Origin of the sequence: Beijerinckia indica subsp. indica ATCC 9039 (genome assembly GCF_000019845.1) — a bacterium.
In the GTDB taxonomy this organism is placed as follows: domain Bacteria; phylum Pseudomonadota; class Alphaproteobacteria; order Rhizobiales; family Beijerinckiaceae; genus Beijerinckia; species Beijerinckia indica.
In genome coordinates this window covers 1,894,399-1,919,330 of the sequence record NC_010581.1, presented here as the reverse complement: position 1 = coordinate 1,919,330, position 24,932 = coordinate 1,894,399, and the positions used below count along the sequence as shown (strand labels likewise).

Annotated in this window: 21 protein-coding genes and 1 tRNA gene; 10 read left to right on the top strand and 12 right to left on the bottom strand. The window is 54.7% G+C overall.

Annotated features, from left to right (window positions below; genetic code table 11):
• The first annotated feature begins 165 nt into the window (after positions 1-165).
• Positions 166-2,835, top strand: a complete 2,670-nt coding sequence (locus tag BIND_RS08590; RefSeq protein ID WP_012384683.1) for a P-type ATPase actuator domain-containing protein — start codon at positions 166-168, stop codon at positions 2,833-2,835.
• Positions 2,836-3,045: 210 nt separating this feature from the next.
• On the opposite strand, the gene BIND_RS08585 is transcribed toward BIND_RS08590, so the two are convergent.
• The 3 genes from BIND_RS08585 to BIND_RS08575 form a co-directional block, all read right to left on the bottom strand.
• Complete coding sequence (locus BIND_RS08585) at positions 3,046-3,879, bottom strand: amino acid kinase family protein (protein WP_012384682.1); 834 nt, start codon at positions 3,877-3,879, stop codon at positions 3,046-3,048.
• Between the two features lie 12 nt (positions 3,880-3,891).
• Entirely contained in the window at positions 3,892-4,704 is an 813-nt protein-coding gene (locus BIND_RS08580) for an amino acid kinase family protein (RefSeq protein WP_012384681.1), read from the bottom strand.
• Positions 4,705-5,144: 440 nt separating this feature from the next.
• Complete coding sequence (locus tag BIND_RS08575; RefSeq protein ID WP_012384680.1) at positions 5,145-5,621, bottom strand: OsmC family protein; 477 nt, start codon at positions 5,619-5,621, stop codon at positions 5,145-5,147.
• Positions 5,622-5,975: 354 nt separating this feature from the next.
• On the opposite strand from BIND_RS08575, the gene BIND_RS08570 reads away from it, so the two are divergent.
• The 3 genes from BIND_RS08570 to BIND_RS08560 all read left to right on the top strand — a co-directional run bounded on the left by BIND_RS08570 (position 5,976) and on the right by BIND_RS08560 (position 11,881).
• Positions 5,976-8,696 (top strand): P-type ATPase actuator domain-containing protein, encoded by a 2,721-nt coding sequence (locus tag BIND_RS08570; protein ID WP_244395990.1) that lies wholly within the window; start codon positions 5,976-5,978, stop codon positions 8,694-8,696.
• A 188-nt stretch (positions 8,697-8,884) separates the two neighbouring features.
• Positions 8,885-9,916: a sulfate ABC transporter substrate-binding protein gene (locus tag BIND_RS08565; protein WP_012384678.1), complete on the top strand. Its 1,032-nt coding sequence runs from the start codon at positions 8,885-8,887 to the stop codon at positions 9,914-9,916.
• Between the two features lie 147 nt (positions 9,917-10,063).
• A complete protein-coding gene (locus tag BIND_RS08560; RefSeq protein ID WP_012384677.1) occupies positions 10,064-11,881 on the top strand; it encodes a SulP family inorganic anion transporter in 1,818 nt (605 codons plus the stop codon).
• An 86-nt stretch (positions 11,882-11,967) separates the two neighbouring features.
• On the opposite strand, the gene BIND_RS08555 is transcribed toward BIND_RS08560, so the two are convergent.
• From BIND_RS08555 to BIND_RS08535, 5 genes are all read right to left on the bottom strand, one after another.
• On the bottom strand, positions 11,968-12,255 hold the full coding sequence (locus tag BIND_RS08555) for a hypothetical protein (RefSeq protein ID WP_244395989.1): 288 nt from the start codon (positions 12,253-12,255) through the stop codon (positions 11,968-11,970).
• 44 nt (positions 12,256-12,299) lie between these two features.
• Positions 12,300-13,241, bottom strand: a complete 942-nt coding sequence (locus tag BIND_RS20120) for an exopolysaccharide biosynthesis protein (protein ID WP_012384675.1) — start codon at positions 13,239-13,241, stop codon at positions 12,300-12,302.
• Between the two features lie 516 nt (positions 13,242-13,757).
• On the bottom strand, positions 13,758-14,294 hold the full coding sequence (locus BIND_RS08545; RefSeq protein ID WP_158304368.1) for a J domain-containing protein: 537 nt from the start codon (positions 14,292-14,294) through the stop codon (positions 13,758-13,760).
• Between the two features lie 489 nt (positions 14,295-14,783).
• Positions 14,784-15,149 carry a hypothetical protein gene (locus tag BIND_RS08540; protein ID WP_012384673.1) on the bottom strand — a complete coding sequence of 122 codons (366 nt, stop codon included), beginning with the start codon at positions 15,147-15,149 and terminating at the stop codon, positions 14,784-14,786.
• A 463-nt stretch (positions 15,150-15,612) separates the two neighbouring features.
• Positions 15,613-17,124, bottom strand: coding sequence for an APC family permease (locus BIND_RS08535; protein ID WP_148210594.1), 1,512 nt, complete (start codon positions 17,122-17,124; stop codon positions 15,613-15,615).
• Positions 17,125-17,902: 778 nt separating this feature from the next.
• Between BIND_RS08535 and BIND_RS08530 the strand changes: the two genes are divergently transcribed.
• A complete protein-coding gene (locus BIND_RS08530; protein WP_158304367.1) occupies positions 17,903-18,745 on the top strand; it encodes a transporter in 843 nt (280 codons plus the stop codon).
• 91 nt (positions 18,746-18,836) lie between these two features.
• Here the strand turns inward: BIND_RS08530 and BIND_RS08525 are convergent, their stop codons facing one another.
• The 3 genes from BIND_RS08525 to BIND_RS08515 form a co-directional block, all read right to left on the bottom strand.
• On the bottom strand, positions 18,837-19,208 hold the full coding sequence (locus tag BIND_RS08525; protein ID WP_012384669.1) for a helix-turn-helix domain-containing protein: 372 nt from the start codon (positions 19,206-19,208) through the stop codon (positions 18,837-18,839).
• Positions 19,147-19,458: a type II toxin-antitoxin system RelE family toxin gene (locus BIND_RS20570; protein ID WP_012384668.1), complete on the bottom strand. Its 312-nt coding sequence runs from the start codon at positions 19,456-19,458 to the stop codon at positions 19,147-19,149. The genes BIND_RS08525 and BIND_RS20570 overlap by 62 nt, the downstream gene beginning before the upstream one ends.
• Before the next feature lie 473 nt (positions 19,459-19,931).
• Positions 19,932-20,006 (bottom strand) — tRNA-Val (locus BIND_RS08515).
• A 594-nt stretch (positions 20,007-20,600) separates the two neighbouring features.
• Between BIND_RS08515 and BIND_RS08510 the strand changes: the two genes are divergently transcribed.
• Positions 20,601-21,299: a phosphatidylserine decarboxylase gene (locus BIND_RS08510; RefSeq protein ID WP_012384667.1), complete on the top strand. Its 699-nt coding sequence runs from the start codon at positions 20,601-20,603 to the stop codon at positions 21,297-21,299.
• A 241-nt stretch (positions 21,300-21,540) separates the two neighbouring features.
• The gene (locus BIND_RS08505) at positions 21,541-22,377 is read left to right on the top strand and encodes a CDP-alcohol phosphatidyltransferase family protein (protein WP_012384666.1); all 837 of its coding nucleotides are present in this window, start codon (positions 21,541-21,543) and stop codon (positions 22,375-22,377) included.
• 202 nt (positions 22,378-22,579) lie between these two features.
• Here BIND_RS08505 and BIND_RS08500 read toward each other — a convergent pair whose 3' ends face one another.
• On the bottom strand, positions 22,580-23,248 hold the full coding sequence (locus BIND_RS08500) for an O-methyltransferase (protein ID WP_012384665.1): 669 nt from the start codon (positions 23,246-23,248) through the stop codon (positions 22,580-22,582).
• A 299-nt stretch (positions 23,249-23,547) separates the two neighbouring features.
• Here BIND_RS08500 and infA point away from each other — a divergent pair, with 299 nt between their 5' ends.
• The 3 genes from infA (at position 23,548) to yacG (ending at position 24,812) form a co-directional block, all read left to right on the top strand.
• Positions 23,548-23,766 (top strand): translation initiation factor IF-1, encoded by a 219-nt coding sequence (infA, locus tag BIND_RS08495; RefSeq protein WP_012384664.1) that lies wholly within the window; start codon positions 23,548-23,550, stop codon positions 23,764-23,766.
• 94 nt (positions 23,767-23,860) lie between these two features.
• On the top strand, positions 23,861-24,481 hold the full coding sequence (locus BIND_RS08490; protein ID WP_041778617.1) for a Maf-like protein: 621 nt from the start codon (positions 23,861-23,863) through the stop codon (positions 24,479-24,481).
• Positions 24,482-24,593: 112 nt separating this feature from the next.
• Positions 24,594-24,812, top strand: a complete 219-nt coding sequence (gene yacG, locus BIND_RS08485; protein WP_012384662.1) for a DNA gyrase inhibitor YacG — start codon at positions 24,594-24,596, stop codon at positions 24,810-24,812.
• Positions 24,813-24,932 lie beyond the last annotated feature (120 nt).

Genomic DNA, 24,932 nt, shown 5'->3' with positions numbered 1-24,932 from the left:
AATGGCTTGGGACCTTCGATTTTGCACGACGATCGGGCTTATTCATTCTAAAATGCAGCGTGGGTGTCGATGAACCTGCGCATGAGCCACATTGTCAATTGGTCATGCTCTAGTTAGGTCTATAGATATGATTTAATTGAAGAGAATGTCATCAAGCGGCGCATCATGGCAATTCATAAGACCTTTCCGAGAGAAACCAGAAAAACCGGTAGCAGCCGCGGAACCATTTCGACCGGTGAGCCCTGGCTTCTTGGTGCGAGTGCCGCAGGTTCCCAGCCTGTTATAAAGATCTCGCCCGGACATCTGGGTGTTTCGATCTGGAGCCATTCCCTTTTTGCCAATTCGAATGATTCTGTCCTTCGTGAATTCCTGGCGCGTGCTTTCAGCGTTGCGGAAATCACGGAGGCAGAAATCCGTAAACAGGATGCTTTTGGACGGCTCCACTATCGGGCATCGGCAGATGCCGCCACGCTTTTGCGCAAGCTCGGCCGTGCCTTGCGAGGAGGCGATGCGGATTCAGCCTCTCTTGCCTCCTCGGCTGACAGGGTCAATCCGGCACCTTTCGACGTGGATGCGCTCTATCTTCCGGTAGCAGGTGTGGCGCCGCTCCGGATCTTTCGGGTCGGCTCCTCATTATCCAGTTGGCGTGTCCGCCAATTGAGTGATGGCGAGGTACGTCTCGTCCATCCGGTTTTGTTCAATCGCAAGGACATCGCCTATCGTCTGGAGGAAGAGCTTGCGGTCATTCTCGGGATCGAGACCTTTAGCGCCAGCATTTTGACCGCAAGTGTATCGATCCGTTTCGACCCTGATAGGCTAGAGTTGGAGCGCCTGGTTCGTGAGCTCGAAAAATCCTGGCCGCGTTTGTTGCATGGCTTGGAAGCGCCACCATCCCGTAAAAGATTGGCCGTAGCGGGTGGCTTGCTGGCGCTTTCCTATACAGGGCAATATTTTGTTCCCGCCGTAAAGCCTTTCGCCATTTTGGGTGTCGCTCTTTATAGCGCGCCCAATCTGATGCGTGCGTTACAGCAGCTCACGCATTTTCATATCGGTGTTCCCGCGCTGCGCGCCATGGGATTGACGTTGATGCTGATCAGCGCGCGGCCCTTCGCGACGACCGTGGCCGCCACGCTGCTCCAATTATGGAGGCATATTAGCTACGCAACGGCCAAGCGCGCACAACGCCGCCTCTTTGCCGCGCATCGACGGCGCTCCATTGTCGCGCGCCTCTTGCGGGAGGATGGTCTCGAGATCAAGATCGATACTGACGCGCTTGCCCCTGGTGACTTCATCCTTGTGCGTGAGGGTGAGATGATGCCTGTCGATGGCGTCGTAGTTTCGGGCTTCGCCGCGGTGGATGAGGAGTCTCTTTCCGGCAGCATCGACGTTATAGATAAAGCGCCGGGCGATCGGGTCTTCGCAACCAGCTTTATTCGTGCCGGATATCTGACCTTACGCGTTGAAACCATTGGGGAGGACACGGCCGCTGGCTCTATCGGCGCGCAATTGCCGCATGCGCAAATCGGCCGATTGCCTTCATCCGATGAGGTGGAGCGTATCGCGGACCGTAATGCCAAGCCAGCTTTGGCTCTGGCCGCCATTAATCTCGCCGTCACCGGAGTGATCCACCGGTCTCAGGGCATCATGCGTCCTGACTATGTGACAGCTCCGCTGATGACGACCCAATTGACCACGCTGCATAATCTTGCGAACGGATTGAGCCAGGGCATCTTTGTTCGCAACCCTTCCGTGCTCGATCAGTTCGCCTCGGCCGATACTTATGTGTTCGATGATGCTTGCGATCTGGAGCGGAGAACGATCGAAGTCTCTGCAATCATCGCGGCTGACGGGTTTTCAGAAGATACGGTTCTCGGCTATGCCGCTGCGGCATGTTCCGGTCTCCATAATGAGCGCACAACGGCTCTTGTGACCGAATGCAGCCGGCGGGGCACCCTGATTCCGGCGATCAGCAACGGTTCTCGTCATGCCGGCGTTGTGCGCTATCTCGATGATCATAGTCATCTCATCGAGATAGCGGCGCCGGCCTATATCGCTTCCGCCGAAACCCGTATCCCGCAGGATGTCACGGACAGGCTTCAGGCTTTTGCTGGTGTATCGGATCACCGCGATTTTGGGGATGTGAGCAGGATCTCCACGTCTGCGGACCCGTCGCTGCGTCCGCTTTGGGTATTACGAGATGGCGTCGTGCTCGGTGTTCTGATCTTCCGTCGTCAGGGCAAGTTGGAAGCGACGGACGTGATCGCGGCTCTCAAGAAGCGCAGCAGGAAAGCCCAATTCATCCACATGTCCAGCCGCCCCCAAGCGGAGGCCGAAGCGAAAGCCGACACAATAGGCATCTCGAAGGTGTTCGGTGATCTCGACCAGGCCGGAAAAGTTCGCGTGCTCGAAGATCTCGGCGGGCACTCGGTATGGATTGGCAATGGCGCTTCGCCCAGATCGATTTCCCTGATCAAGGCGAGTACCATCAGCATTTCCGTGGGCGGGCTTGCCAGCGTGGCATCGGATGCGGCTGACGTCACCTTGCTTCAACCAGGACTGGCGGGCCTTGTTCCGCTCAAGGCGATTGAAAGCGCTCATCGCACCCGGATCGAAGCCGATTATCGCGTGGTCTATACGGCCAATTTCATTGGCACCATGGGCGCGATCGCGGCGGATTTCGGTGGCCTCAAATCCGGACTGATCTCGAATGCCGCTGTTGCCATGATCTTCCTCAGTCATTGGAAGCGGCTTCAAGATTTGATTGCGCAATCAGAAGCACGCAGCGCAATGCTTCTCTCGTCCTTTCACAAAGAAGACGACCTTCCAGTCGCGTAGCTTCTTAGCTCTTTCAGCGAGAAGAAAAATGAGCGGATCACAAATGTTTCCCCGCGTATGATAGGAAGGCAAAGGCCGGCGAGAATTTCTCCTCACCGGCCTCCGTTTGGTGTTTGCCAAAGAGTATGCGACTGATCTCCGTGAAGATCAGCCTGCCGAGTGACTGCTTGCTTCTCAAAAGAGTCTGATCGACCCCGAAGCGGTCGCCGATTACGCTGCTTGCGCACCGGTATGGACGATCGTTCCGACATGCTCGCCACGCAGTGCGGCGGTAATCCGGCCCGGCACGAGCCCGTTCACGACCTGCACGCGCTCGAGCTGGCGCGCGGTTGCCATGACTTCGAGAAGAGCACGGTCGAAAGGCAAGGTGCCTTCGACCTTGGCAAGGTCGGCCGCACGCGTCTCTTTGAGCAAATGCGCTTTCTCGCCACCGGGGGCATTGGGATCGGTGTCATACACCCCATCCACGTCCTCCACGATCGTGAGACCGGCCGCTCCCAGCGCATCCGCGATGAGGAATGCGCCTGTATCGGCCCGGTGAGGAGGGATTCGCGACGTCGGGAACTCATGGTGGTGATAGGGGGGAAAAGCACTGCCCACAACGGCTCGGGCGGCTGTGAGGTGGATCGCAAGCTGGTTCGCGACGGTGGGGTGCTCAATATAGGAGACGCCCTCTGGCGCGAGCAGCGACGCGAGAATGTGGCCGTTTTGACCAGCCTCGGTCGCGGCGAGCGGGGCCAGCGACCCAACCGGCAGGCCGAGATCAAGGCCAACGCCATAGAGATGGCGGGCGCGGATGCCGGCGCCGGTCAGGATGAGCAGGCGGTGCTCGGGGAGGAGCTTCCGGATCTCTTCCACGACCGGAAGAATCGCTTCCGGACCGCGATCCATGATGGAGCGGCCGCCGATCTTTATGACCTGTAGCCAGGGGAGGAGTCGGATCGGGCGCTTGGCGGAGACGGGGCGGGTGAGGTCGCGGTCGAGGAGGGTCTGGCGCGCGAGCGGCGAGGCGACATGCTTGATGGTGTTGGCAGCGTTGGTCATGACAATGGTTCCTCAGCGCGCGGTGATGATGGTGCCAACGTGCTCGCCAGCGAGCGCGCGGGTCAGGTTGCCGGGGACGAGGCCATTCACAACCTGAACCTGGTGGATGTGGCGTGCTTGCTGGAGCAGATCGAGCATCGGGAACTCGAGGATCGAGTCGTGCAGCCCCTGCGCCTTCATCTCGTCAACTGAGATTTTTGGGATGAATTTGGCATCCTTGGAGGTTTTTGGATTGGCTGTATAAAGGCCGTCCTCATCCTTCACGAAGATCATCGCCTTGCAGCCGAATTGTTCGGCGATGAGAAAACATCCAGCGTCGGTGCGGTAAGGCGGGATGACATCGCCGGGAGCGGGGAGCATCCAGAGGCCATAGGGTGGCATGCCGCTGAAGAGGACAGCGTTTACCTCGGCGAGGTAAAGCGGAACCGCCGAGAGCCCTGCACCCTCTACGGCCGGGATGCCGTATTTTGCAAGGAGCTGCCCCAGTATGATGGCGTTCTGATTAGCGACAGAGGCGCCGAGCTGCGAGAGCACACCCGCTGGCAGGTTAAGCCCCGCCGCAATCGAATACAGATGCCGAGCCCTTGTCCCTGCGCCGGTTCCGATCAGCAATTGGTGGCTTTTGCGGACCTCGACGATTTCGTCCAAGAGCGGATAGAGACCCGCGCGGCCACGGTCGATAACGCTCTGACCACCGATCTTAATCACCGTGGCGTCCGGCAGGATCTGGAAGTCCGCCGCCTTGGATGCCTCCGCGAGAAGGTGCGGGTCGGTCAGCGACCGCTGCATGAGGAGCGCCTCGAGCTCCGCCGTTGTGCTGGCCATTAAGAAATCCTTTCGCCGTAATACGCATTATTTTTGTACCAGAAACTTTGCTACAACTTACAGAACTATCCTGCAACATGTAATAATTACGTATATCACGTGAAAATGATGTATTGTGTAGAGCAAGATATACAGCTTCCAAACGATTGACTCGAAATGGTTGGCTTTTCCCACCCACTGGATGCTGTATCGGATTGGATCTACTGGCCCTGTTGAGCATGGATACAGCAACGAATGATCGTTACGAAATCATTGATGGGACGATATGTTTGTTAATGATCAGCTTATTGACAAGCGTCCAAATGTTTCGGCGCAAAAATTCATAATGCGAGGGACTGTATACTGTGGTGCTTGGGTCGGTTTGGTGAGTGCCGTGCTACGGTATGACGTGTGGCGTGAAGAAGAGGGTACATTTGGGCCTTTGGAGCATTCCGATTGGACTATTCGGTCATGGACACTGTAGGTTCGTGCAGGACAGGAAAATTCATCGACCGCGCGATAAAACATTTGGCATTGGCTTCATGATGAAGTTTAAGCGCTTGGGCAGAATCTGAGCCTCTCGCAATCGTGACACATGGCCGAAGGACGACTTGCGAGAACCGGCCGGTTCCATCAGCGTCCTCGATCATAAGGCCTTCTGCTTGGTCTTCGTAAGCAACCACGACGATACCGGCATCAGCGCAGAGATGCAGATACCAAAGCTGATGGCACGCTGAGAGTGACCCAACCAGCAGTTCCTCGGGATTCCACCGGTCCACCTCGCCGCGGAAAGCCAGATCCGCTGATCCGAGGATTGCAGGCTTGTCCGGAACATGGAGTTCGTGGCTTCTCCCATAGCTTCCATAGGAAGCGGTTCCTGAGCCCCTGTTCCCTGACCACCTCAACCTCACTTCATATCGGTGAACTTTCTCAGGCATGACAGCCTCCGATCATCCTGCCCAATGGGCATGAGCACTTCCAGACAGCGGTTCAGGCGGATCCGTTTCGCGCGCAATTTTTAAAATTGACGCCTTATGGCGTCGATCTGAAATATTTTCATGACACTCTTGACATATATAAATTTATATTTTCTATAAATTTAATATATTTATATGCTGATGCGTCCAGGCACGGTTGTAGCGGTACTGGATGATAGGCCTGCCGAGCTAGAGGGCGGCGATGCGAATTTCATCGATTAAGAGTTCTTCTGATGTAACGCGCGGCGCGTCACGGCAATGAATAAGATCTTTTCAAAGGCCACAAAAAAAGATGGAGCCGATCGCGGAGTTTTTTTGAATGCCGAGCCATGGGTGCTCGATGCGGCAAGCGCTACTCGCGCACAGCCTCTCGTGCGCATCGTACCCGGCAGGCAGGACCTTTCAATCTGGAGCAAAACTCTTTTCGCGGATTCGCCCGACTCTCTTATTCGGGAATTTCTTGCGCGCGTCTTCAGCGTTGAAGAAGTCAATGAGGTTGAAATCCAACGGCGGGATGCCTTTGGACGGCTGCGTTACAAGAGGTCAGCCGATAAAGCCGGCATCTGGCGCAAGCTCGGTCGCGCTTTGCACGGAGCCGACACGGCACATTCATCCGTAGGGCACACGATAGCAGCCGCCAGTTCTGTGCCTCTTGGGATCGACGCGCTTTATCTCCCTGAACATTCTATCGGGCCCATCCGGATCTATCGTGTCGGCTCATCCTTATCCAGTTGGCGTATCCGTCGTCGGCAGGGTAATGGAGCAATCTGCCTCGCTCATCCGGTTCTGTTCAATCGCAAGGACATCGCCTATCGCCTGGAAGAGGAGCTTGCCGCGATCCTCGGCGTCGAGGCTTATAGAACGAATATTCTGACCGCGAGCGTTTCGATCCGTTTTGATCCGCATACAATCGATTTGGATCTGCTGGTGCGGCAGCTTGAAAAATCCTGGCCGCGTTTGTTAAACGGCTTGGAAGGGCCACCGTCCAGCAAAAGATTGGTGGCCTCCGGCGGCTTGCTGGCGCTTTCCTACACCGGGCAATATCTTGTTCCGGCGGTCAAACCTATCGCCGTTCTGGGTGTCGCTCTTTATGGCGCCCCCAATGTGATCAATGCCACGAAACAGATCGCGCATTTCAGGATCGGGCTCCCGGCGCTCTATTCGGCGGGCTTGGTTTTCATGTTGATTGGCGGGATGCCCTTCGCCTCGTCCGTCATGGCCGTGTTGATGCAAGTCTGGAAACATCTCGGCTACGGGACGGCCAAACGCGCCCAGCGGCGCCTTTTTGCGATCCATCGTCGGCGTGCGGCTAAGGCGCGTCTCCTTCACGGCGATGGCTTGGAGATCTCCGTCGATGTTGATTCTCTCGCTGCTGGTGATCGCATTCTTGTGCGAGAGGGCGAGGTCATCCCGGTTGATGGCATTGTCACTGCTGGTTTCGCGGCCGTGGACGAGGAATTTCTGTCCGGCGCGGTCGGCGCTATCGATAAGATCCCTGGCGACCCGGTCTATGCCGCCAGCATCATTCGCGGTGGCTCCCTGATAGTGCGCGTTGAGAAAATTGGTGAGAACACGGCTGCTGGATCTATCGGAGCGCGGTTACCGCATACACAGATCGACTTCCTGCCGTCCTCGGCCGATGCGCAACGGATCGCCAATCGTAATGCCACGCCAGCGCTTGCGGCCGCGGCGATCAATCTTGCGGTGACTGGCCTGATGCGCCCTTCGCAAGCTCTCATCCGTCCTGATTATCTGACAGCGCCACAGATGACGGCGCAATTAGGCGCGCTGCATAATCTCGCCGATGGATTGAGCCGCGGCATTTATTTTCGTGATCCGGCCGCGCTCGACCGGCTCGCTGCGACCGATACTTATGTCTTTGATGATGACTGCGATTTGGAGCGTAGACAAATCGAGGTCGCGGCGGTCATTGCCGTCGCTGGCCTCTCCGAGGATGTCATTCTTGGTTATACTGCTGCGGCCTTTCCCGTCACACAGAATGAACGGACCATTGCGCTCTTTGCCGAAGCCGGTCGACGCGATGCGCCGATCCCGGCCGTCAGCGAACGGACCCGCCATGCGGGTGTCGTCCGCTATCTCGATGGTCATGCCCACCTCATCGAGATCGCGGCGCCGGCCTATATCGAAGCCAGAGACCTTCCTGTTCCACGTGAGGTGAAAGACAGGCTCGCGGCTTTCGCCGAGGCGCTGGATGATCATGACAAGTATGGACGAGAGGGAGACGAGGGAACGCGCAGAGATTTCGCGCATCAGGAGCCCTTGCGTCCGGCCTTTGTTTTGCGCGATGGCGTCATACTCGGTGTCGTGATCTTGAGGCGGCAAGGCAAACTCGAGGCACGAGACGTCATAACCGCTCTCAAGGCACACAATAAACGCACGCGTTTCATTCATATTTCCAGCCGGCCTCAGGAAGAGGCACAGGAAAGGGCGGAAAGAGTCGGGATTTCGACAGTGTTCGGTAATCTAGACCATGCGGGGAAAATCCGCACGCTCGAGAGGCTGGGTCATCGGATCGTTTGGGTCGGCGACGGTGCAGCGCCTGGGTCGCTTTCTCTGATCAAAATCAGCGCCGTCAGTATTTCCGTTGGCGGGCTCGCAACCATCGCGTCAGATGCGGCGGATATTACCCTATTGCAGCCGGGATTGGCGGGTCTAGTTCCCCTCAGGAGCATCGGCCGCGCTCATCGCTCGCGGATCGAGGCCGATTATCGCATGGTCTATGCCGCCAATCTCATTGGAGCCGCAGGGGGATTTGCTGCGGGTTTCGGCAGCCTTGAATCCGGCCTGGTTTCCCATGCTGCCACTGGCATTATCTTCATCCGCCATTGGAAACGGCTTCATGATCTGGTGTCGCGCTTGGAAAAGCGACGCACGACGCTCCTTTCTTCCATTCATATGGAAAGTGATCAGCCGATCGCGCAAATCTCAGGGGATATCAAAGGCGAAGAAAGATTGATCGATTACCGCGACCTCAACGCAATCGTGGAACCCGATTCCTCGGGGGAGGGGATTTAGATCCTACTCCACGTTGGCTGTTTGCATGATCTCTTTGAAGAAAATGGATAAAATCTAGTTTTCGCAGCCCAAAAACATTCTTTTTTGCATGAAATTAAAACATCTCCATGACACTCTTGACACGCTCATAAATACATTCTTTCTATATATTTAATCAATTAAGCTAGGGCGTGATGTCGAGGGCAGCGATGCGGATTTCCATCATCAATATTGGCGCGGTGGCGGGGGTCGCCATAGCTCTTGCTCTGCTCATCACCAAGAACAGCGAAGGGGGCGCCGCCCATTATTTATTGAACGTTTCCTATGATCCAACGCGCGAACTTTATCGCGATATCAATCCGCGTTTTGTCGAGAAATATGAGGCCGAGACCGGGTCGAGCGTTGGGATCAAGCAATCGCATGGCGGCTCGTCCTATCAGGCGCGTCTGGTCGCCACGGGTGAACTCCAGGCCGATGTCGTCACATTGGGCCTGCCGTCCGATGTCGAAGGGCTGCACAAGCGGGGGCTGCTCGCTGATGGATGGGACCAGCGTCTGCCACATGCGTCCCAGCCCTATGTTTCGACAATCGTCTTCGTGGTGCGCAAGGGAAATCCCCATGCCATTCACGACTGGCCGGACCTGTTGAAGTCTGGGATCGATGTCATTGTTCCCGATCCTAAAACCTCCGGCAATGGAAAAGCGGCGGCGCTCGCCGCCTGGGGCGCGGTCGTCACACGCGGTGGCAGCGAGAAGGAAGCGCGCGACTTTCTGAAGGCGCTTTACGATCACGCCCCTTTCCTCGATCCGGCGGCGCGCTCGGCCGGGGTCGCCTTTGCGATCGAAAAGATCGGTGATGTTCATCTCGCCTGGGAAAATGAAGGCCTGCGCGAAATCGAACAATCGCAGGGCGCTGTCGAGATTGTCTATCCGCCGACCAGCTTGCGTATCGAACCGACTGTTGCTTGGGTTGATAGCAATGTCAGCAAACATGGCACCGAGAAAATAGCCCGCGCCTATCTGGAATTCCTGTTTAGTGATGAGGCTCAGGAAATCATCGCGCGCAACGGCTATCGGCCGTCCAACCCCGACATATTGGCGAAACACGCGGATCGTCTGCCTGACATCAACCTTTTTCCGATTACTGCCATCGCGCGGGACTGGGCCGATGCTCAGCAGAAGTTCTTCGCGGAAAACGGCATTATCGACACGATCTATGTTCCCAAGCCTCGCACAAATTGATGCGTTATCCCGGCGTCGCCAATGTTTTCGTCTCTCGCGTGTAGGCGCGGAAGCTACGGCAACGACTTTGAATATTGCCTTTGAGAATTTTCCGCGCGGCTTTCGCTCGTCTCAGTTCAGAGAGAGCCGCCATTTCAAGGAAAAAACATGACAGACGCGGCCCTTTCGCCTTCTCCACCAGCTATTGATACGAACTGGTTCAGTTTGGATAGGCTGAGAATTTTTCGCGCGGATGTCCTCGCTGGCGTCACCGTCGCCGCGATTTCACTGCCGCAAAGCATGGCCTATGCGCTGATAGCCGGTGTGGATCCGCGTTTCGGTCTTTACACGGCAATAGTCTTTACCGCAGTGGCGGCGCTTTTCGGCTCCTCGAGACATTTGATCAATGGCCCAACGGGCGCCGTTTCGCTTGTCGTCTTCAGCGCCCTCGCTATTTTCGAACCCGAGGTCAAACTCGATTCCTATGAAGCGATGTTTCTCCTCGCGATCATGATCGGCGTGGTGCAGATCTTTATCGGCGTGACCAAGCTCGGCGATATTACCCGTTATATTTCGGAATCCGTGATCATCGGTTTCATCACTGGCGCTGCGACCTTGACAATCATCGGCCAAGTCGCCAACGCGCTTGGCGTCAAGGCGCAAGGTTCAGGTCATCAGCATGTCCTCGAACGTCTCTTTCTGACTCTGACGCAACCGGCGCCATATAATTACCATGCGATGACGATCAGTGGTTTGGCCATTGTGCTGGCGCTGCTTTCGCGCCGCTTGGTGAAATATTTGAGATTGCCTCAGCTCGATATGTTTTTCGTGCTGATTATCGTCTCGCTCGTGGCTTATTTCGCGGGCTGGTCGATCACGCCACCGGGCGGCAAGCCCGCTATTCCGCTGATCGAGACGGTTCCTTCGAGCCTTCCCGGACCCCATATTCCGGAAGTGCGGCTCCAATGGGCGCTCGACATGAGCTTTAGCGCGACCGCGATCGCTATTCTCGGCTTGCTTGAAGCTCTGGCGATCGCCAAGGCGATCGCTCATAAATCGCGCCAGCAGCTTGATTATAATCGTCAGTGTTTGGCCGAGGGAATCGGCAATCTCGTCGGGGGATTCTTCCGGTGCATGCCGGGGGCTGGGTCTCTATCGCGCACGGCGATCAATTATCAGGCGGGCGCAATGACGCGGTTTTCAGGCCTTTATACCGCGCTCGTCGTCGCCCTCACCGTGATGATCTTCGCGCCCTTGACGGCCTATATTCCCAAGGCTGCGCTTGCTGGCCTGCTCGTCGTCTCCGCGGCACGGCTGATTGATATCGAACGTTTACGCTATACTTTGCGGGGCTCACGCTATGATGCGATCCTATTGATCGCAACAGCCTTTTCCGCGATCGCGATCAGCATCGAATTCGCCATTCTCATCGGATCAGCGGTGTCGATCGCCTGGTATCTGACACGGGCCTCCAAACTCAAAGCGGCCGAATTGATTGTGACGCCGGAACGCGTCGTGCGCGCGCGAATCGAAACCGATCCGCCAAGCCAGGGCGTGCTTATTTACGATATCGAAGGCGAATTATTCTTTGGAGCAGCCCCCGATCTCGAACGTTATCTCGAAAAGGCTTTGCATCAGGCGTGGAAACAGAACATCAAATATATCGTCCTGCGCCTGAAGCGTGTGCGTAACCCAGATGTCGTCGCGCTCGAAGTGTTGGATACATTCTTGAAGGATGCGAAACGCGAGAACCTGACCGTCTTGCTAGCGGGCATACGTCCGGATTTGTTCAACGCGCTTCAACAAATCGGAATTGCCGAGCGATTGGGGACGGATTTTATTTTCCCAGAGGAAGCGGAAGATTATTCCGCGACGCTTCGAGCGATCAGAAACGCTTATGCGTTGGCTGCCCGCGACGCGAAGAAGGCTGGATCCTCGGATTGGATCGAGTTCAAGGGAACTCAGCTCGCTTATTATCTCGTTTGAGGTGGGGCGAATATGTTCTGGCGGGCGGGCTTGCGCCTTCCGCCGGACGCCCTCGCTTTAAGAGAAGCGAAGGCAACAATTCGGTGTCATTCGGCCTTTTTGGCTGTGATGAATTCTGCCTTGTGCAGTAAGGCTTCGACCTCTTGGCGGAGCTCATTTTTCTTCTTATCGGTCAAGAGCAGCCGTGCCCATAAAGGCGCTTCCGCGTAAAGCTCGACGATCTTCTCCAGAAATTTCACCTCGATAAGGACTGGATCGACCGTAATATGGAGGGTTTCCTCGTTTTCCTTCCAAAGATAGGAAACGGTGGTCGAGGATTGCTGGGCATTTTCCTCTATTTTTTCTTCCACCACCTTGCGCTTTTCTTCCGTCAAGGGGTTATCAATAGCGAACTCAAAGATTTTTATTTTCTTCATCTCTACATCACTATAGCGGCTCGCGCCTGTGACGGCGATGGCCTGACGGATTTGGTCTTTGCGCGAAGGACAGAACGATCGGCGCGTTTACGATTATGCGCAATAGCGCTTCGTTTTTGAAGCTTTTGCTTCGAAGTTTGTTGCGCCTTTTTACTTGCGGTGCGACGCGCGGGCGCTTCGGGATTCCACCATGAGAGCAGACGCGTCCACTCGGAGGATAAGACATTGATCAGGATGCTCCCAAGTTTCTTGAGGATCATCCCCATCCAGTCGAAGCTGAATTTCGCGGATAAGGTCTTCATGATGTCCAGCGTCTTCTTCCGCAAGGCCTTGCAGGAAAAACTGCTGAAGAACAGGACCAGTGACGCAATACCGGCGATGACGCCGATCAAAATGACAAGCCCATCATTTTCAACCATTCCCAGGGAAATGGTGAAGATCGCCGCTGCATGCTGCAGATTGAAACCGAACATCGGAAAGGCAATGGCCAGTGCCAGCAGAAAGAGCAAAACGCCGAGAATGCGTTGTGCAGCCGGATGGTTCGCCCAGATCAAACGCGGCTTTGTAGCCATTTCCGCTTTTTCGAGAAACGGGAGAATGATGTGAATGATGACCGCGAGCGAGCGGCGTGGCACCGATTTCTCGAGAATGAATTTCGGAAGCTTGAATTCGCTTTTGCCAGCAATCATTTGTCCGGCGATCATACCGGCGGGCACTCCGGCCAAGTCGGAGGTTCCGGGCATGGGAACGATCCCAGGCATGGAAAAAAACATCAAGGATGTGCCGTTCGGCGCATGTCCGATGGAATCGAGAATATGTTTGACGGAAAAGTGTTCGACTTTTGGATTTTTCGACAGAATCTCACGCAGGACCTGTGAAGCGCGAACGGAAGGACCCTGGATATTCGCATTCGAGGAGAGAACAGTGCTTGTTGGTTCGACCACTACAGCATTCCTCTTTCGTTTCCCTTCTCAATTGCGAGCTTGGCGAGACAACGTGGCCACTCAATTGAGACTTTTGCTTGCTTAGAAGGGTACGAATTGGTCCTAATCGACATACATTTCAGTTTTTTGTCGGTGCATGCCTGAAGCAGAAAAAATCATCCGCCCTGGAATATTTTGGCCATCCCGCAAATACACGCCATAGTCGGAAATGTTTCATGACAATGACACGATCAATGGCGACGAGTTTGGAAAAGCCTCCTTATGCTCTTTATCCACTAAGTTTATAAAAATAGTGGATATTCCATAGAGCTATAACGCAGCGCTTATTCCCTGTCAAACGATCTTATCCCACAAGGCTCAGCGCATGATGCGCTTCTTGCGTGACAACGCGGTGAATGGGGTTAAGGTCCACGCTAAAGGTGCCAGCGTTCGGTTCGAACGCGCATCACCGCGCTCTCGAAAGGAATTCCGTTCGAAAGTTTATGCTATATCTTTCTGATTATGGGAAGAGGTTTTTTAAGGAACCCGTACCTTGACCTTAGCGCCTTTCGCCCTTGGCTGCCTCGGAGTGGGCTGGAAAGGCTCTGAAACCCTGGCTTGATTGGGCGCCCAATGAGGGGCAGACAAGTTGAGCATGGCCTCGCGGCTCTTCAGGCGCAGCGCCACTTGATAGGCTTCATTGATAAGCCGTGATTTCTGCTCTGCAATATCTTTGAAGTCTTGAACCAGAGAGGCCACTCGATCTGGATGATATTCAAAGATTTTCTTGCGATAGGCGATCTTTATTTCATCAATGGAAGCGGTAGAAGGAACCTCGAGAACTTTGAACCACTCCGGTTTATCTGCCGTGGAAAAAGCTTTCTGTGCGGTCTCTTCTTGATGTTTTCTTGAGGTATTATTTAGTTTCTTTTTAGTGTCGTATCTGGCTTTTATTTCTTTTGCGACAGAAAGAGAAACATAACCCACCACGGCGGAGACCATGACCGCAATATATTCAGGCTGAACTCTTATATTGGAAACAAACTTCTGCAGTATCTCTTTGCTCGGCCTCACGAAGTTTTTCTCCCCATTCATTTGGTGAGCGACAACATAGGAGTGTGGCAGTCCCTGAGACTTCGAGCATGTAAAGCGACGGATCGCTTCATTGTCCATATAAAGAGTAAGGAAGGAATGCGGTCGGCCTTGGTTTCCCTCGACGCCACCAGCCTTGGAACACCCTCATCTCTTCAATCGTGAAAGCAGAAATGCCATGCTTGGCAAGTCTGCTACCACGAGCAGCGTGCTGGGATCAATCGACTGATGAAACTTCACGAGAGGAGGGGTCTATCCCCGAGGTTTGTCAAAATTGACAAGGCCTTTCCACCCCTCGGGATGGCCTTGAGATCAGCTCAATAATCTTTTGCCAATCGAGGAGCTTAAGAAGCCATGGTGCGCGGTAGGAATGATGACAGGAATAAGCCGCAAATGACGATTTTCCATCAGCGAGCAGACCTGTCACCGTTGCCTTATCCACTCAATCATGCGAGCGGGATCGGAGCGATATTACTCTTGTTCCAGATCTTCTTCGTCTTCCACCGTTTCCTCTTCCGCCGCAGAAGCTTCGTGTGTCCGGCTCAAGGCGACTTCCAGGCCATCCTTGGCGCCATCGACGAGGCCACGGCGAAGGACACTGTCCTCAGGCAGTAATTCGGTCAGAAAAACGGCGCTGAATACGACACCAAAGGATACGCCATAGGCGGCTTTGTAAACACCAGCCGAGAGGGTCCCGCGTACTTTCTTGGCTGCGATTTTGGCCGATTCGCGCGCATCCGTTGCCGCTTCTCCAAGCGATACCGCGGCGGATTCCAGTGCGTCTCCCAAAACGGAAAGAGCGTTTGTTTCAACTGTTGGTTCCGCAGTCGTGCTCATTGATTCAATCTCCTTTTTATCGATGAAAAACCCGGTAGGAGAGGCCTACCGTTACGGTTTAAGATGAGTAATGATATTCCCACGGCATTCCCCAACGCAACAATCTTATTATGCATTATTTGAGCATAACTTGCTTCAAGTCAGTGCCGAATGAGAAAATTTGGCTACCTGGATAGTGAAGGCACCCTGTGCGGGCCTATGCCAGCCGCACAGTTCGGGGACGCTGTAAATGCGGATATCCTTTCGGATAAGTTCGATGCGATTATAAAGGCTTATCGTATCGCTCATACGTCCGAATGAATGTAACGAGAATGCTATAGCCGAACGCCCGGCCAGTATGGGGTGACCGGCAATATCCGATCCCCCAATTTGATCTGTTTCACTCCGAAAGTGAAAGCACGGCGAGGTTTGTGTCATGGCCACCACCTCGGCAATTTACGGGCTTTGCTTGGACTGATCACACTTAATGGATCACAGTCTTGGAAATTGAGCTCGCATTGGCGAATTTCAGATCGACCGATTCGATCGAGCTTCGCATTTCTGGAATCATGTCAGGATGCCGGTTTCTCTGCAACAGCAGCCAAGCGAGCCCGATCGCCATGTAAGTGAGAAACACCCCAAAGAGAATCTTGTTCGCGAATTCCATGGGCGGGAACAAGTCGCTTCCTGGTATTCCGACCGTGCCGACGAAGGGGAGGAGCATAAAGCCCCCGCCTAACAGCGAAAACAGAATTGCGCTCACGCTCAACTTACCGATGCTCGAGAGATACACCGGAGCGGCAATCGAAATCAGCATATAGACCAACAAAAAGCCAAAGCTGCACAATGTGCCGAAATAGCCCTGGCTTTCGAAGGCACTGACGCCAACAAGATAAAGACCGGTCGGTACGAGGAAGGTGATCAACGCGGAAAGGAACACCGCAATATAGGGCGTTTCATTCTTTTCATGCGCCTCACCCAGCGCGTCAGAGAACAGGCCATGCCGCGCCATCGAGAAGACGACTCGGGCCGTCGAATTAACCGCCGCCAGCGTGCAGGAGAAGAAGCTCAACAGGATACCGATATTGATCAAGACGCCGAGGAATTTGAAACCCATGAGATTGGCGAGAAAATCGATCGGCGCCTCGGTCTTGCCGAGATCGGCTCCGGTGCCCTCAAAGCCCATGACGACGACATAAGTCATAAAGATGAATACGAGGCCGGAGATGACCACGCTCTGGATGACCGAACGCGGGATAGCCCGCAAAGGATCCTTGGCTTCGTCGCCAAGCGACGTGGAGCTTTCGAAACCGGAAAAGCCGAAGACGACCAGAACGATACCGGCTAGGACACCGCCTGGGGTTGCGCCCTCGAGGGTCAACTGTTTTGTATCCAAGGCAAAGCCCTTGTTCATCCAAATGAGGATGCCAAGCATGAGAATTGCCAGAAGGGATACGCCTTCGAAGACCAACATCATCTTGGCCGAAAGCTGAATGTCCCGGAAGGCGATATAACACGCGCCAAGCGCGCCAATGGCGAACAGAACTAGGATATGAGTATGAATGCCGATTTGGCCGAGTAGCAAGCTACCGATGATTCCAAACCCGCAGAGAGTGGACATGCCGGTGACCATATAGGCAAACAGCAACGCCCAGCCACCGAGCACACCGGCTGTGGGTCCGAGGCCCTTGACGATGTAAGTATAGAGCGAGCCGGGAGAAGCCGAACGACGGGCGAATTGATTGATATTGAAGCTGACCAGAACAAGACCCGTCATGCCCATGAGAAAGCTGAGCCAGGTCCCGTTACCGGCTGTGGCGTAGATTAAGCCGAGAATGGCTGCCGGCACTGTGGAGGGTGCGATGACAGAAACCGATTGCGCTAGAACTTCGGTGTAAGACAGGCAATTGCTTCTGAGTTCACGAGGAGCGGTGGCTGGCTGGACCAGTTTGGAGTCTCCAACGTCAATTATTTTGTTTTGTGCAGTCATCGCCATCCACTTTTCTTGTGAGGATCACCATTTGCTGTTGCGTGATGATTGGTTTTTGAGCCACCGGCTCGCTGGAAAGGAATTCGCGCCAAAGAGCTATTTTCTACTATATTTATGGGCTATATTGATTTATGTGAAACTTTTGAGAATATGTCAATTATGTAACAAAGAGCTTGCATTTAGGCAAATATTTTGTGACGTCAATGTGACTAAGGGTGAAAATTTTGAGAAAGGAGATCCGGAGTTCGTGAAACAACGGTCGAGACACCGTCAGCCGTCACGTCTCTTCATTCAAGACTGAAGAAGATATTCCCTGTTCGGAATAGCTTTAAGTATAACAATACTTATCAAAACTATAGAAATTCTGCGATCGAGATAAGCCACACGTGGAACAGCTCGTAAATTCTACTGTGACTTGAGTTCATCTGGAGTGAATATCACATGGTCATTTTCAGAGAAAAAATCCCACGTGCTTCCTCCGCATGATGATATACTGTTGATTCAGCAAACAACAGGCCAGTCTGCCGTGGCGCTTGATCGCGAACGGGATGTGATGATCGCCGCACCCATTCTCCATTGGACATAAGCGGCAATACGGATAAATCTTCTGACTATTGTATCTTACCTTGGGTTTCCATCGGCAATGTTCGTCTGCTTCGTTCGCATGTGTCTTCCCCTCACGAGGACAAAACAAAATCCCAGGGCGCACATGACGGTCGCAAGCCATTGCTTCTTGATCCTTGTTTCCTTCCTCCTTGGGTCTGGCCTCGTTGAATCCGGTCTCATGGGAGCCGGACACGTCCTCGCCGCGGAAAAGGATGCAGAGCCGAGCGTCGACAAGAGCCAATATAATTTGTTCAATCCGACCCCTGAATCGGCCATGCGCGGTTTCGCGCCCAATCGGCCGAGCAGGGGAAATACTCCAATCACAGTCGATGCCGGCCATTTCCAATATGAGACAGACCTTTATAATTATACGGAATCCCGTGGCCAAAGTCAGACAGTCCGCACGGGTGTCGCCACCGATCCGGTTCTGATCTTTGGATTGACCAATCAAATGGATTTTTGGGTCGGGGTCGGCGGTCTGGTTAATCAATGGACCAGGGATTGGTCGAATGGTCCCGCCCAGACGACCCGCGGCACCAGCTATGGTGATACGGTCTTAAGCATCAGATACAATCTCATCGGCAATGATGGCGGTGATTTCGCCTTGGGTCTCATCCCTTATGTCAAGATCCCCACAGCCACGCGCGATGCCGGAGGCAACCGACTCGTCGAAGGCGGTATCGATATTCCCATGCAAGTGAGCTTACCCGGGGATTTCAGCATGGGTTTCATGACCGAGCTCGATATTCTGGTCAACAACAACGACAGCCGACGTCATGCTGCTTTCACCAATATCATCAATTTCAGTCATGCGGTTCCCTTTATCGACAAACTGACAGCGACCTTGGAATTCTTTTCCTCCGTCAGCGCCGATAAGGGAACACCGAACATCTTTACCGCCGATTTCTGTTTTGGTTATCTCGTGACAGATACTCTTCAACTTGATGCAGCCACCTATATTGGGCTGAACAAGGATACACCGACATTTCAGGTTTATGCGGGTATTTCGCAACGTTTCTGAATGTGTTGTCGCTTCCATTTTTCTGTAGACGTGGCTGGTCACGGCGATGCCGGGGCTGTTTTAACGATATGTGGAGGGGGGCATAATGCCCTCATTCGTCCACTGTGATCAGATCCTCGACGTGCAGATGCAGGGCCTTGGCGACGCGCGCCAGGACGGCAGCGGTTCCAACGCGAGCGCCACTCTCCATGCCCGCCAGAGCGCTTTGCGAAATGCCCGCGCGCTCGGCGAGCACAGTTTGTGTCAGGCCGCGCTTGCGGCGCCAGAAGGCGAGAGGCGTCGCGGCCTCGGCAAGGGCCAGGGCCTCTGCCGGCGTCAGGCGCTCTTCCTCGCCATGCGCCAGGGCCGCGAGGGTTTGGACATGTGCCGCCGCGTCGGCAGCATCGCGCAGGGCCTGGAATTCATCGAAAGGCAAGAGGACCAGCTTTTCCCCGCCCGGCGTCATGATGATCTGATGAGCCATAGTGCTTTCCCCTATTCGTAAACGTGCCGCGCGCGCTGATTTTGGTGACGAAAATTTCCATGTCGGTTTCCTCGAAAATCACGCGGTAGTCGCCGACGCGCAAGCGCATGGCCGTGGAGCCGACGAGTTGGGTGACATCGCCCGCGCCCGTCTGCGCATAGCGCTCGATCTTGGCGACGATGCGCTTGGCATCGGAGCGATAGGTCCGGAGATCGGCAGCAGCGGAGCGGGAGAAGGAAAGTGTTTTCATGCCGTGAATATCACGATATGCGATAATATAGGCAAAAATATCTCATTTTGCAATATTGTGTGAGGATCATCAAGGGCGCGGAACCGCCTTTGCCGCCGGATGAACCGCGGCGTTATCGGCCAGATGGACAGTGGCGATGATGGTGGCGGCAATATCGTCTCGCGCCACGCAGCAGGGGGCACCAATATTTGGTTCATCCCGATTAAGGGCACATCGATTCGGCGCTAAACAGTAGCGGAGATGCCGAATACTGCATCAATGGTGCTGTCTTGCATCCGAATAACAAGGATACAATACGATCGGTCTGGTCTTTTAAGTCATGGCGTAGGCAAAGCAGGGTTTTGTCTGCTCTTTGCAGCAGAACAGAGCGTGAGCTCATCGCACGGATTTACCGTGCATGTTCGCGCGTTGTTCTGCTCATTTCTACCGGATTCTATAGCCATCTATTTAGCAACAATTATCAGTCACTTAGATGGTGGGCGCGACAGGGATTGAACCTGTGACCCCTCCCGTGTGAAGGGAGTGCTCTCCCGCTGAGCTACGCGCCCATCCTGTGCCTTTGTACGAGCTTTTTCCCTTTACGCAAGCGATAAGCTTCGAGTCAAGATCATGTCGTGCCTCAAAGCAATTTCTCACCAATACGAAAGGTCACCGTCAATGACTCCGCATGAACGAGCATCCTGCCGACGCTCAGCGTGCCGATCCTGGTTCCTCGCGGCAATCCGCCCCAGCTCGCCATGCCATGCGGGGCCGGATTGTGGCTTCACGCATAAGGGCTAAGGACACAAGCCCACAGCAATTCCCTCCATAAGAGCTGGAAAGGCTTTACAATTTATCCGTGTAATAGAATATTGTATGGATTCAAAAGCGACCTTTGCCGTATGATCATCAAAAAATTTCGATAGCCTTATTCGGTCGTGCCAAGTGGCTATTTTGATTAAAGCGCGATGAAAAACTTTTGATCACGGTTTTCTCGGTGGTGAAAATCGTGGTCGATGCCTTGGCGCCTAATGGTCGCCCCTTATTGCTTTCAATCATTTTTATTGTGTCGCAGCGACTCCGTGGTTATGGCGAATTTGCTAAACCAATCCAGGGTCGCGCAAGGCAATCCTAATTATAAGATCCCCGCAACAGGTTCCTTCATGTCGATTCTTGCTTCGATCCAACGGCAGGTCACGCCGATCCATCCGGAAGGGTACCCCTTCATTGGCGGTTTCGCTGTCGCGACTCTCGTGCTCAGCTGGCTCTGGAGTCCGCTCGGCTGGCTTGGTTTGATGGCGACCCTTTGGTGCGCCTATTTCTTTCGCGATCCGGCGCGTTTGACGCCGCTCGATGAATCGATCGTCATTTCACCGGCCGATGGGATCGTCTCTTCGGTGGGCTATCATATGCCTCCGCCTGAATTGGGCCTGGGTGCCGAGCCCATGCAGCGGATTTCCGTGTTCATGTCGGTCTTCGATTGTCACGTCAATCGTGCCCCGGTGACGGGGCGTGTCACCAAAATTGTCTATCGGCCTGGTCTCTTTCTCAATGCCGATCTCGACAAGGCGAGCATGGATAATGAGCGCAATGGATTGGTCATAGAAAATAACAATGGCCGGTTCGGTGTCGTGCAGATCGCCGGGCTCGTGGCGCGGCGCATCGTGTGCTTTGCGGAAAAAGGCGATCATTTGACCACGGGAGAGCGGTTCGGCCTCATCCGTTTCGGCTCCCGGCTCGATGTTTATATGCCGGAGGGCGTAAGGCCGCTGGTTGGCGTCGGTGCCAAGGCCGTTGCCGGGGAAACGATTTTGGCGGATCGCCAGACCGACAAGCCGCGTCCGGCCTTCCGTTACGGGTAATCGTCCATATTTTTCGCTTCGAGGATCGAAGGGAGCGCTTCTTCGTTCTTTACCCCGGATCTTCGCTTTTTTGCGAGATCGGCTAAAATTCAAGCTTGCTCCGGCGTCCTGTTTTATGAGGGTCGGATCAAAAGCCATCATCAGATGCCTTGGGCATGCATTCGCGTCGAATGGAGCGCGTGTTCGAGGACGGGAAGCAGGGAGATCGATTATAGCCGATCCATTTCGTTCGGGGGGCACGGTGGGAACCGCGCGCCGCCGGCGTCGGTTTCACGCCGTGCCGGTTCGTTTCATCATTCCCAATCTGGTTACGCTCCTGGCTCTGTGCATGGGATTGACCGCGATTCGTTTCGCTGTGGAAGGTATGTTCGATATTGCCGTGCTTGCGGTCGTCGCGGCGGCGGTTCTGGATGGGCTCGATGGCCGTCTGGCGCGCGCCCTGCGCGGAACGTCACGTTTTGGCGCCGAGCTTGATTCTCTGGCGGATTTCGTCGATTTCGGTGTCGCGCCGGCGCTTATCCTCTATTTATGGAGCTTGCAGGGCATCAAGAGCCTCGGCTGGTTCGCTGCCCTTGTCTTTGCCATGGCATGCGCTCTTCGTCTCGCGCGTTTCAATGTGATGAGCGATGATCCCGATCGTCCACCGTGGCAGGTCAATTTCTTTACCGGAATGCCGGCTCCCGCCGGGGCGATTGTTGCGCTTCTGCCTCTTTATCTCCACCTCTCGATCGTGGCTCTTCCCAACAATCGCGTGCTGGTTCCCTTTGAGATCGGCTATGTTCTCTTTATTGCCTTCTTGATGGCCAGTCGGATCCCGCATTTTTCCGGCAAGAAGATCGGCAGGGTTCCTCGGGAATATGTGATTTTCGTTCTGGCTGGTGTCGCGATGCTCGCGCTGCTCCTGGTCATTTTCCCAATGGAAATCATGGTGGCCTTGACGCTGACCTATCTGGCGACGATTCCCCTGGCTATGCGGCGGTTCAAAAGTTTTGAGGCGCGCGACGCGGCGGCGCGCGCGCTCATCGAGACATCCGATTCCAAAGTCGTTCGTATGGAAAACCCAAGCCTTCAGGGCTGAAGCGCGAGGGGTATCGCCACCCACAAGCGAATGACTTCTGTGTGGTTCTGGAGCAGAAGACACGATCGCCCAGAACGTCCAATGCCTCCAGACTCTTCAGCACCCGGAGTATTTTCTGTTTCATCGGAATCAGAAAATACTCTCTATCACTTTGTTTTTGCTGACAATTCTTATCACAGAAGGTGCCCGCGTCGGGTGTTGGCTAGTTGATAACCTCGATGAAGGTGAGACCGTCATAGCCCTTGGACCCCACGGTCTGCAAAGCCGTGGCACTGACACGAGGTTCGGCTGCGACCCATTGGTGGAAGCGCTGGATCCCCTGCACATTGGGATCTGTGCTCGTGGCATCGATGACTTTTCCGCCGCGAACGACATTATCGACGATGATGAGACTCCCCTTGCGTGAAAGGTCGAGGGCCCATCGAAAATATTCGGGCGTGCCCTGTTTGTCGGCATCGATGAAGACGAGATCAAAGGGCCCTTTGTTTTCCGCCGCGATCTGGGGCAGGGTCTCGATCGCAGGCCCAAGGCGCACTTCGACTTGAGACGTGAGGCCCGCTTGCCTGAGGTTCTCTTGGGCGATTTTGGCATGCTCCGGCTTGGCTTCAAGTGTAATCAGGAAACCGTCCGTTGGGAGCGCCCGCGCAAGCCAGATTGTGCTATAGGCGCCGAGCGTCCCGATTTCGAGAATGGCGCGGGCCCCGATCAATCTCGCCAGCATATGAAGAAGCTTGCCCTGATTGGGAGCGACATTGATCGAGGGCAAGCCGGCTGCTGCGCTGCGTGTCAGAGCCGCTTCCAAGGCAGCGTCCGGAGGAATGAAAAGATCGCTGATATAATGATCGACCGCGGTCCATTGATCCTGGCTCATTCCATCCTCTCGCTATCGCTTCGAAGCCCTTCGCGTCCTCATGCGACCCCCAAATGGGCCCCGGAATGAGAAAAGAGAGGATCTTGCCAGCTTATGGTCTTCACTTGTTCACAAATCTCGCGTTCTCGATTAGGGTCCACCCGATCGAAACGGATCAGACGCTGTTGACATGGCGACTGACTCGTTCGGATGAGCTTTTTCATTCATCTCCTCGATCCGGCGTGAACGGGACGGCTTTTCGCAAAAGCCGAACTTGAACAGGATTGCCGCGAAAAAGGCGGTTTGCAACAAGGAAACAAATGTCCAAAGAAGAATTGCTCGAATTTCCCGGCGTCGTCGTCGAACTGCTTCCCAACGCCACGTTTCGCGTCAAGCTCGAGAACGAACACGAGATCATCGCACATACCGCAGGCAAGATGCGCAAGAATCGTATTCGTGTGCTGACCGGCGACAAGGTGCTTGTCGAAATGACCCCCTATGACCTGACCAAGGGTCGCATCACTTACCGCTTCAAGTGAGTCACTCTTCCTGTCCGGATGTCCTGCCGTGAATACGGAAACCCGCCCCGGAGAAACGCATACGCAGGAGAGCCAATCGGGTGAAACGCGATCGGTGCGCCCGAAACTCATCCTGGCTTCCGCCTCTCCTCGCCGATTTGCGCTGCTGCAGCAGATTGGTCTTGAACCCGATGCCTTATTGCCCGCGGACCTCGACGAGACCCCTGAAAAAGGCGAATTGCCGCGCAAGCTTGCAAGCCGTCTCGCCAATGAAAAAGCCACCGCGGCCGCGGCTATTGTCACCGCGCGGCCAGAATTTGCCGGGGCTTATCTGATCGCTGCTGATACGGTGGTCAGCGTTGGACGTCGCATCCTGCCTAAATGCGAGGTCGCGGAGGAGGCGGAACAATGCCTCGAATTATTGTCTGGCCGTGCACATCGGGTTCATACGGGCGTCACCCTTGTCACGCCCAAAGGCGCCTTGCGGCACCGATTGGTCGAATCCCGTCTGCGTTTCAAACGCCTGTCTCATCGCGACATCAAGGCCTATCTCGAGTCCGGTGAATGGCGGGGCAAGGCCGGCGGTTACGCCGTGCAGGGCTTGGCCGGTTCCTTCGTGTTGACGCTGTCCGGGTCCTATTCGGCTGTGGTCGGCTTGCCGCTCTATGAAACCACGGTTTTATTGGCGGGGGAGGGGTTTCCAGTGCATGCGGGCTGGAAAAACGGGAACGTTTGATTATGTCGATTGAGCATGAAACAGAAAGCGGTCGCTGCTTTTTGGAAAGCTATAAGGCTGTAAAGGCTGCTACAAACGTGGCGGTTTAGGTTGCGACGCTATTGGAACGATAATGAGTTCGAGGAATAATAAGAGCCCGAACGAGAGTGAAACACAGGCCACGCGCTCTTGTCCCATTTGCGGCAAGCCGCAGGTTCAGACCTTTCGGCCCTTCTGTTCCAAACGCTGTGCCGATGTCGATCTGCATCGCTGGCTGAGCGGCGCGTATGTGGTGGCGGGGGAATCCAATTCGCAAAAGCCTGAGGATAGTGACGAGACGGCGGAAGATTGAGCCCTGACAAAGGGTAGAAGAACCGTTAAGGTCCCGCTCGATCGCAATCGCGCCGGTCCTCGACGGAAGGGATAGGTAATTTGGCCTGCCGGCCCTGCGATGACGGGTTGCGCAATTGAC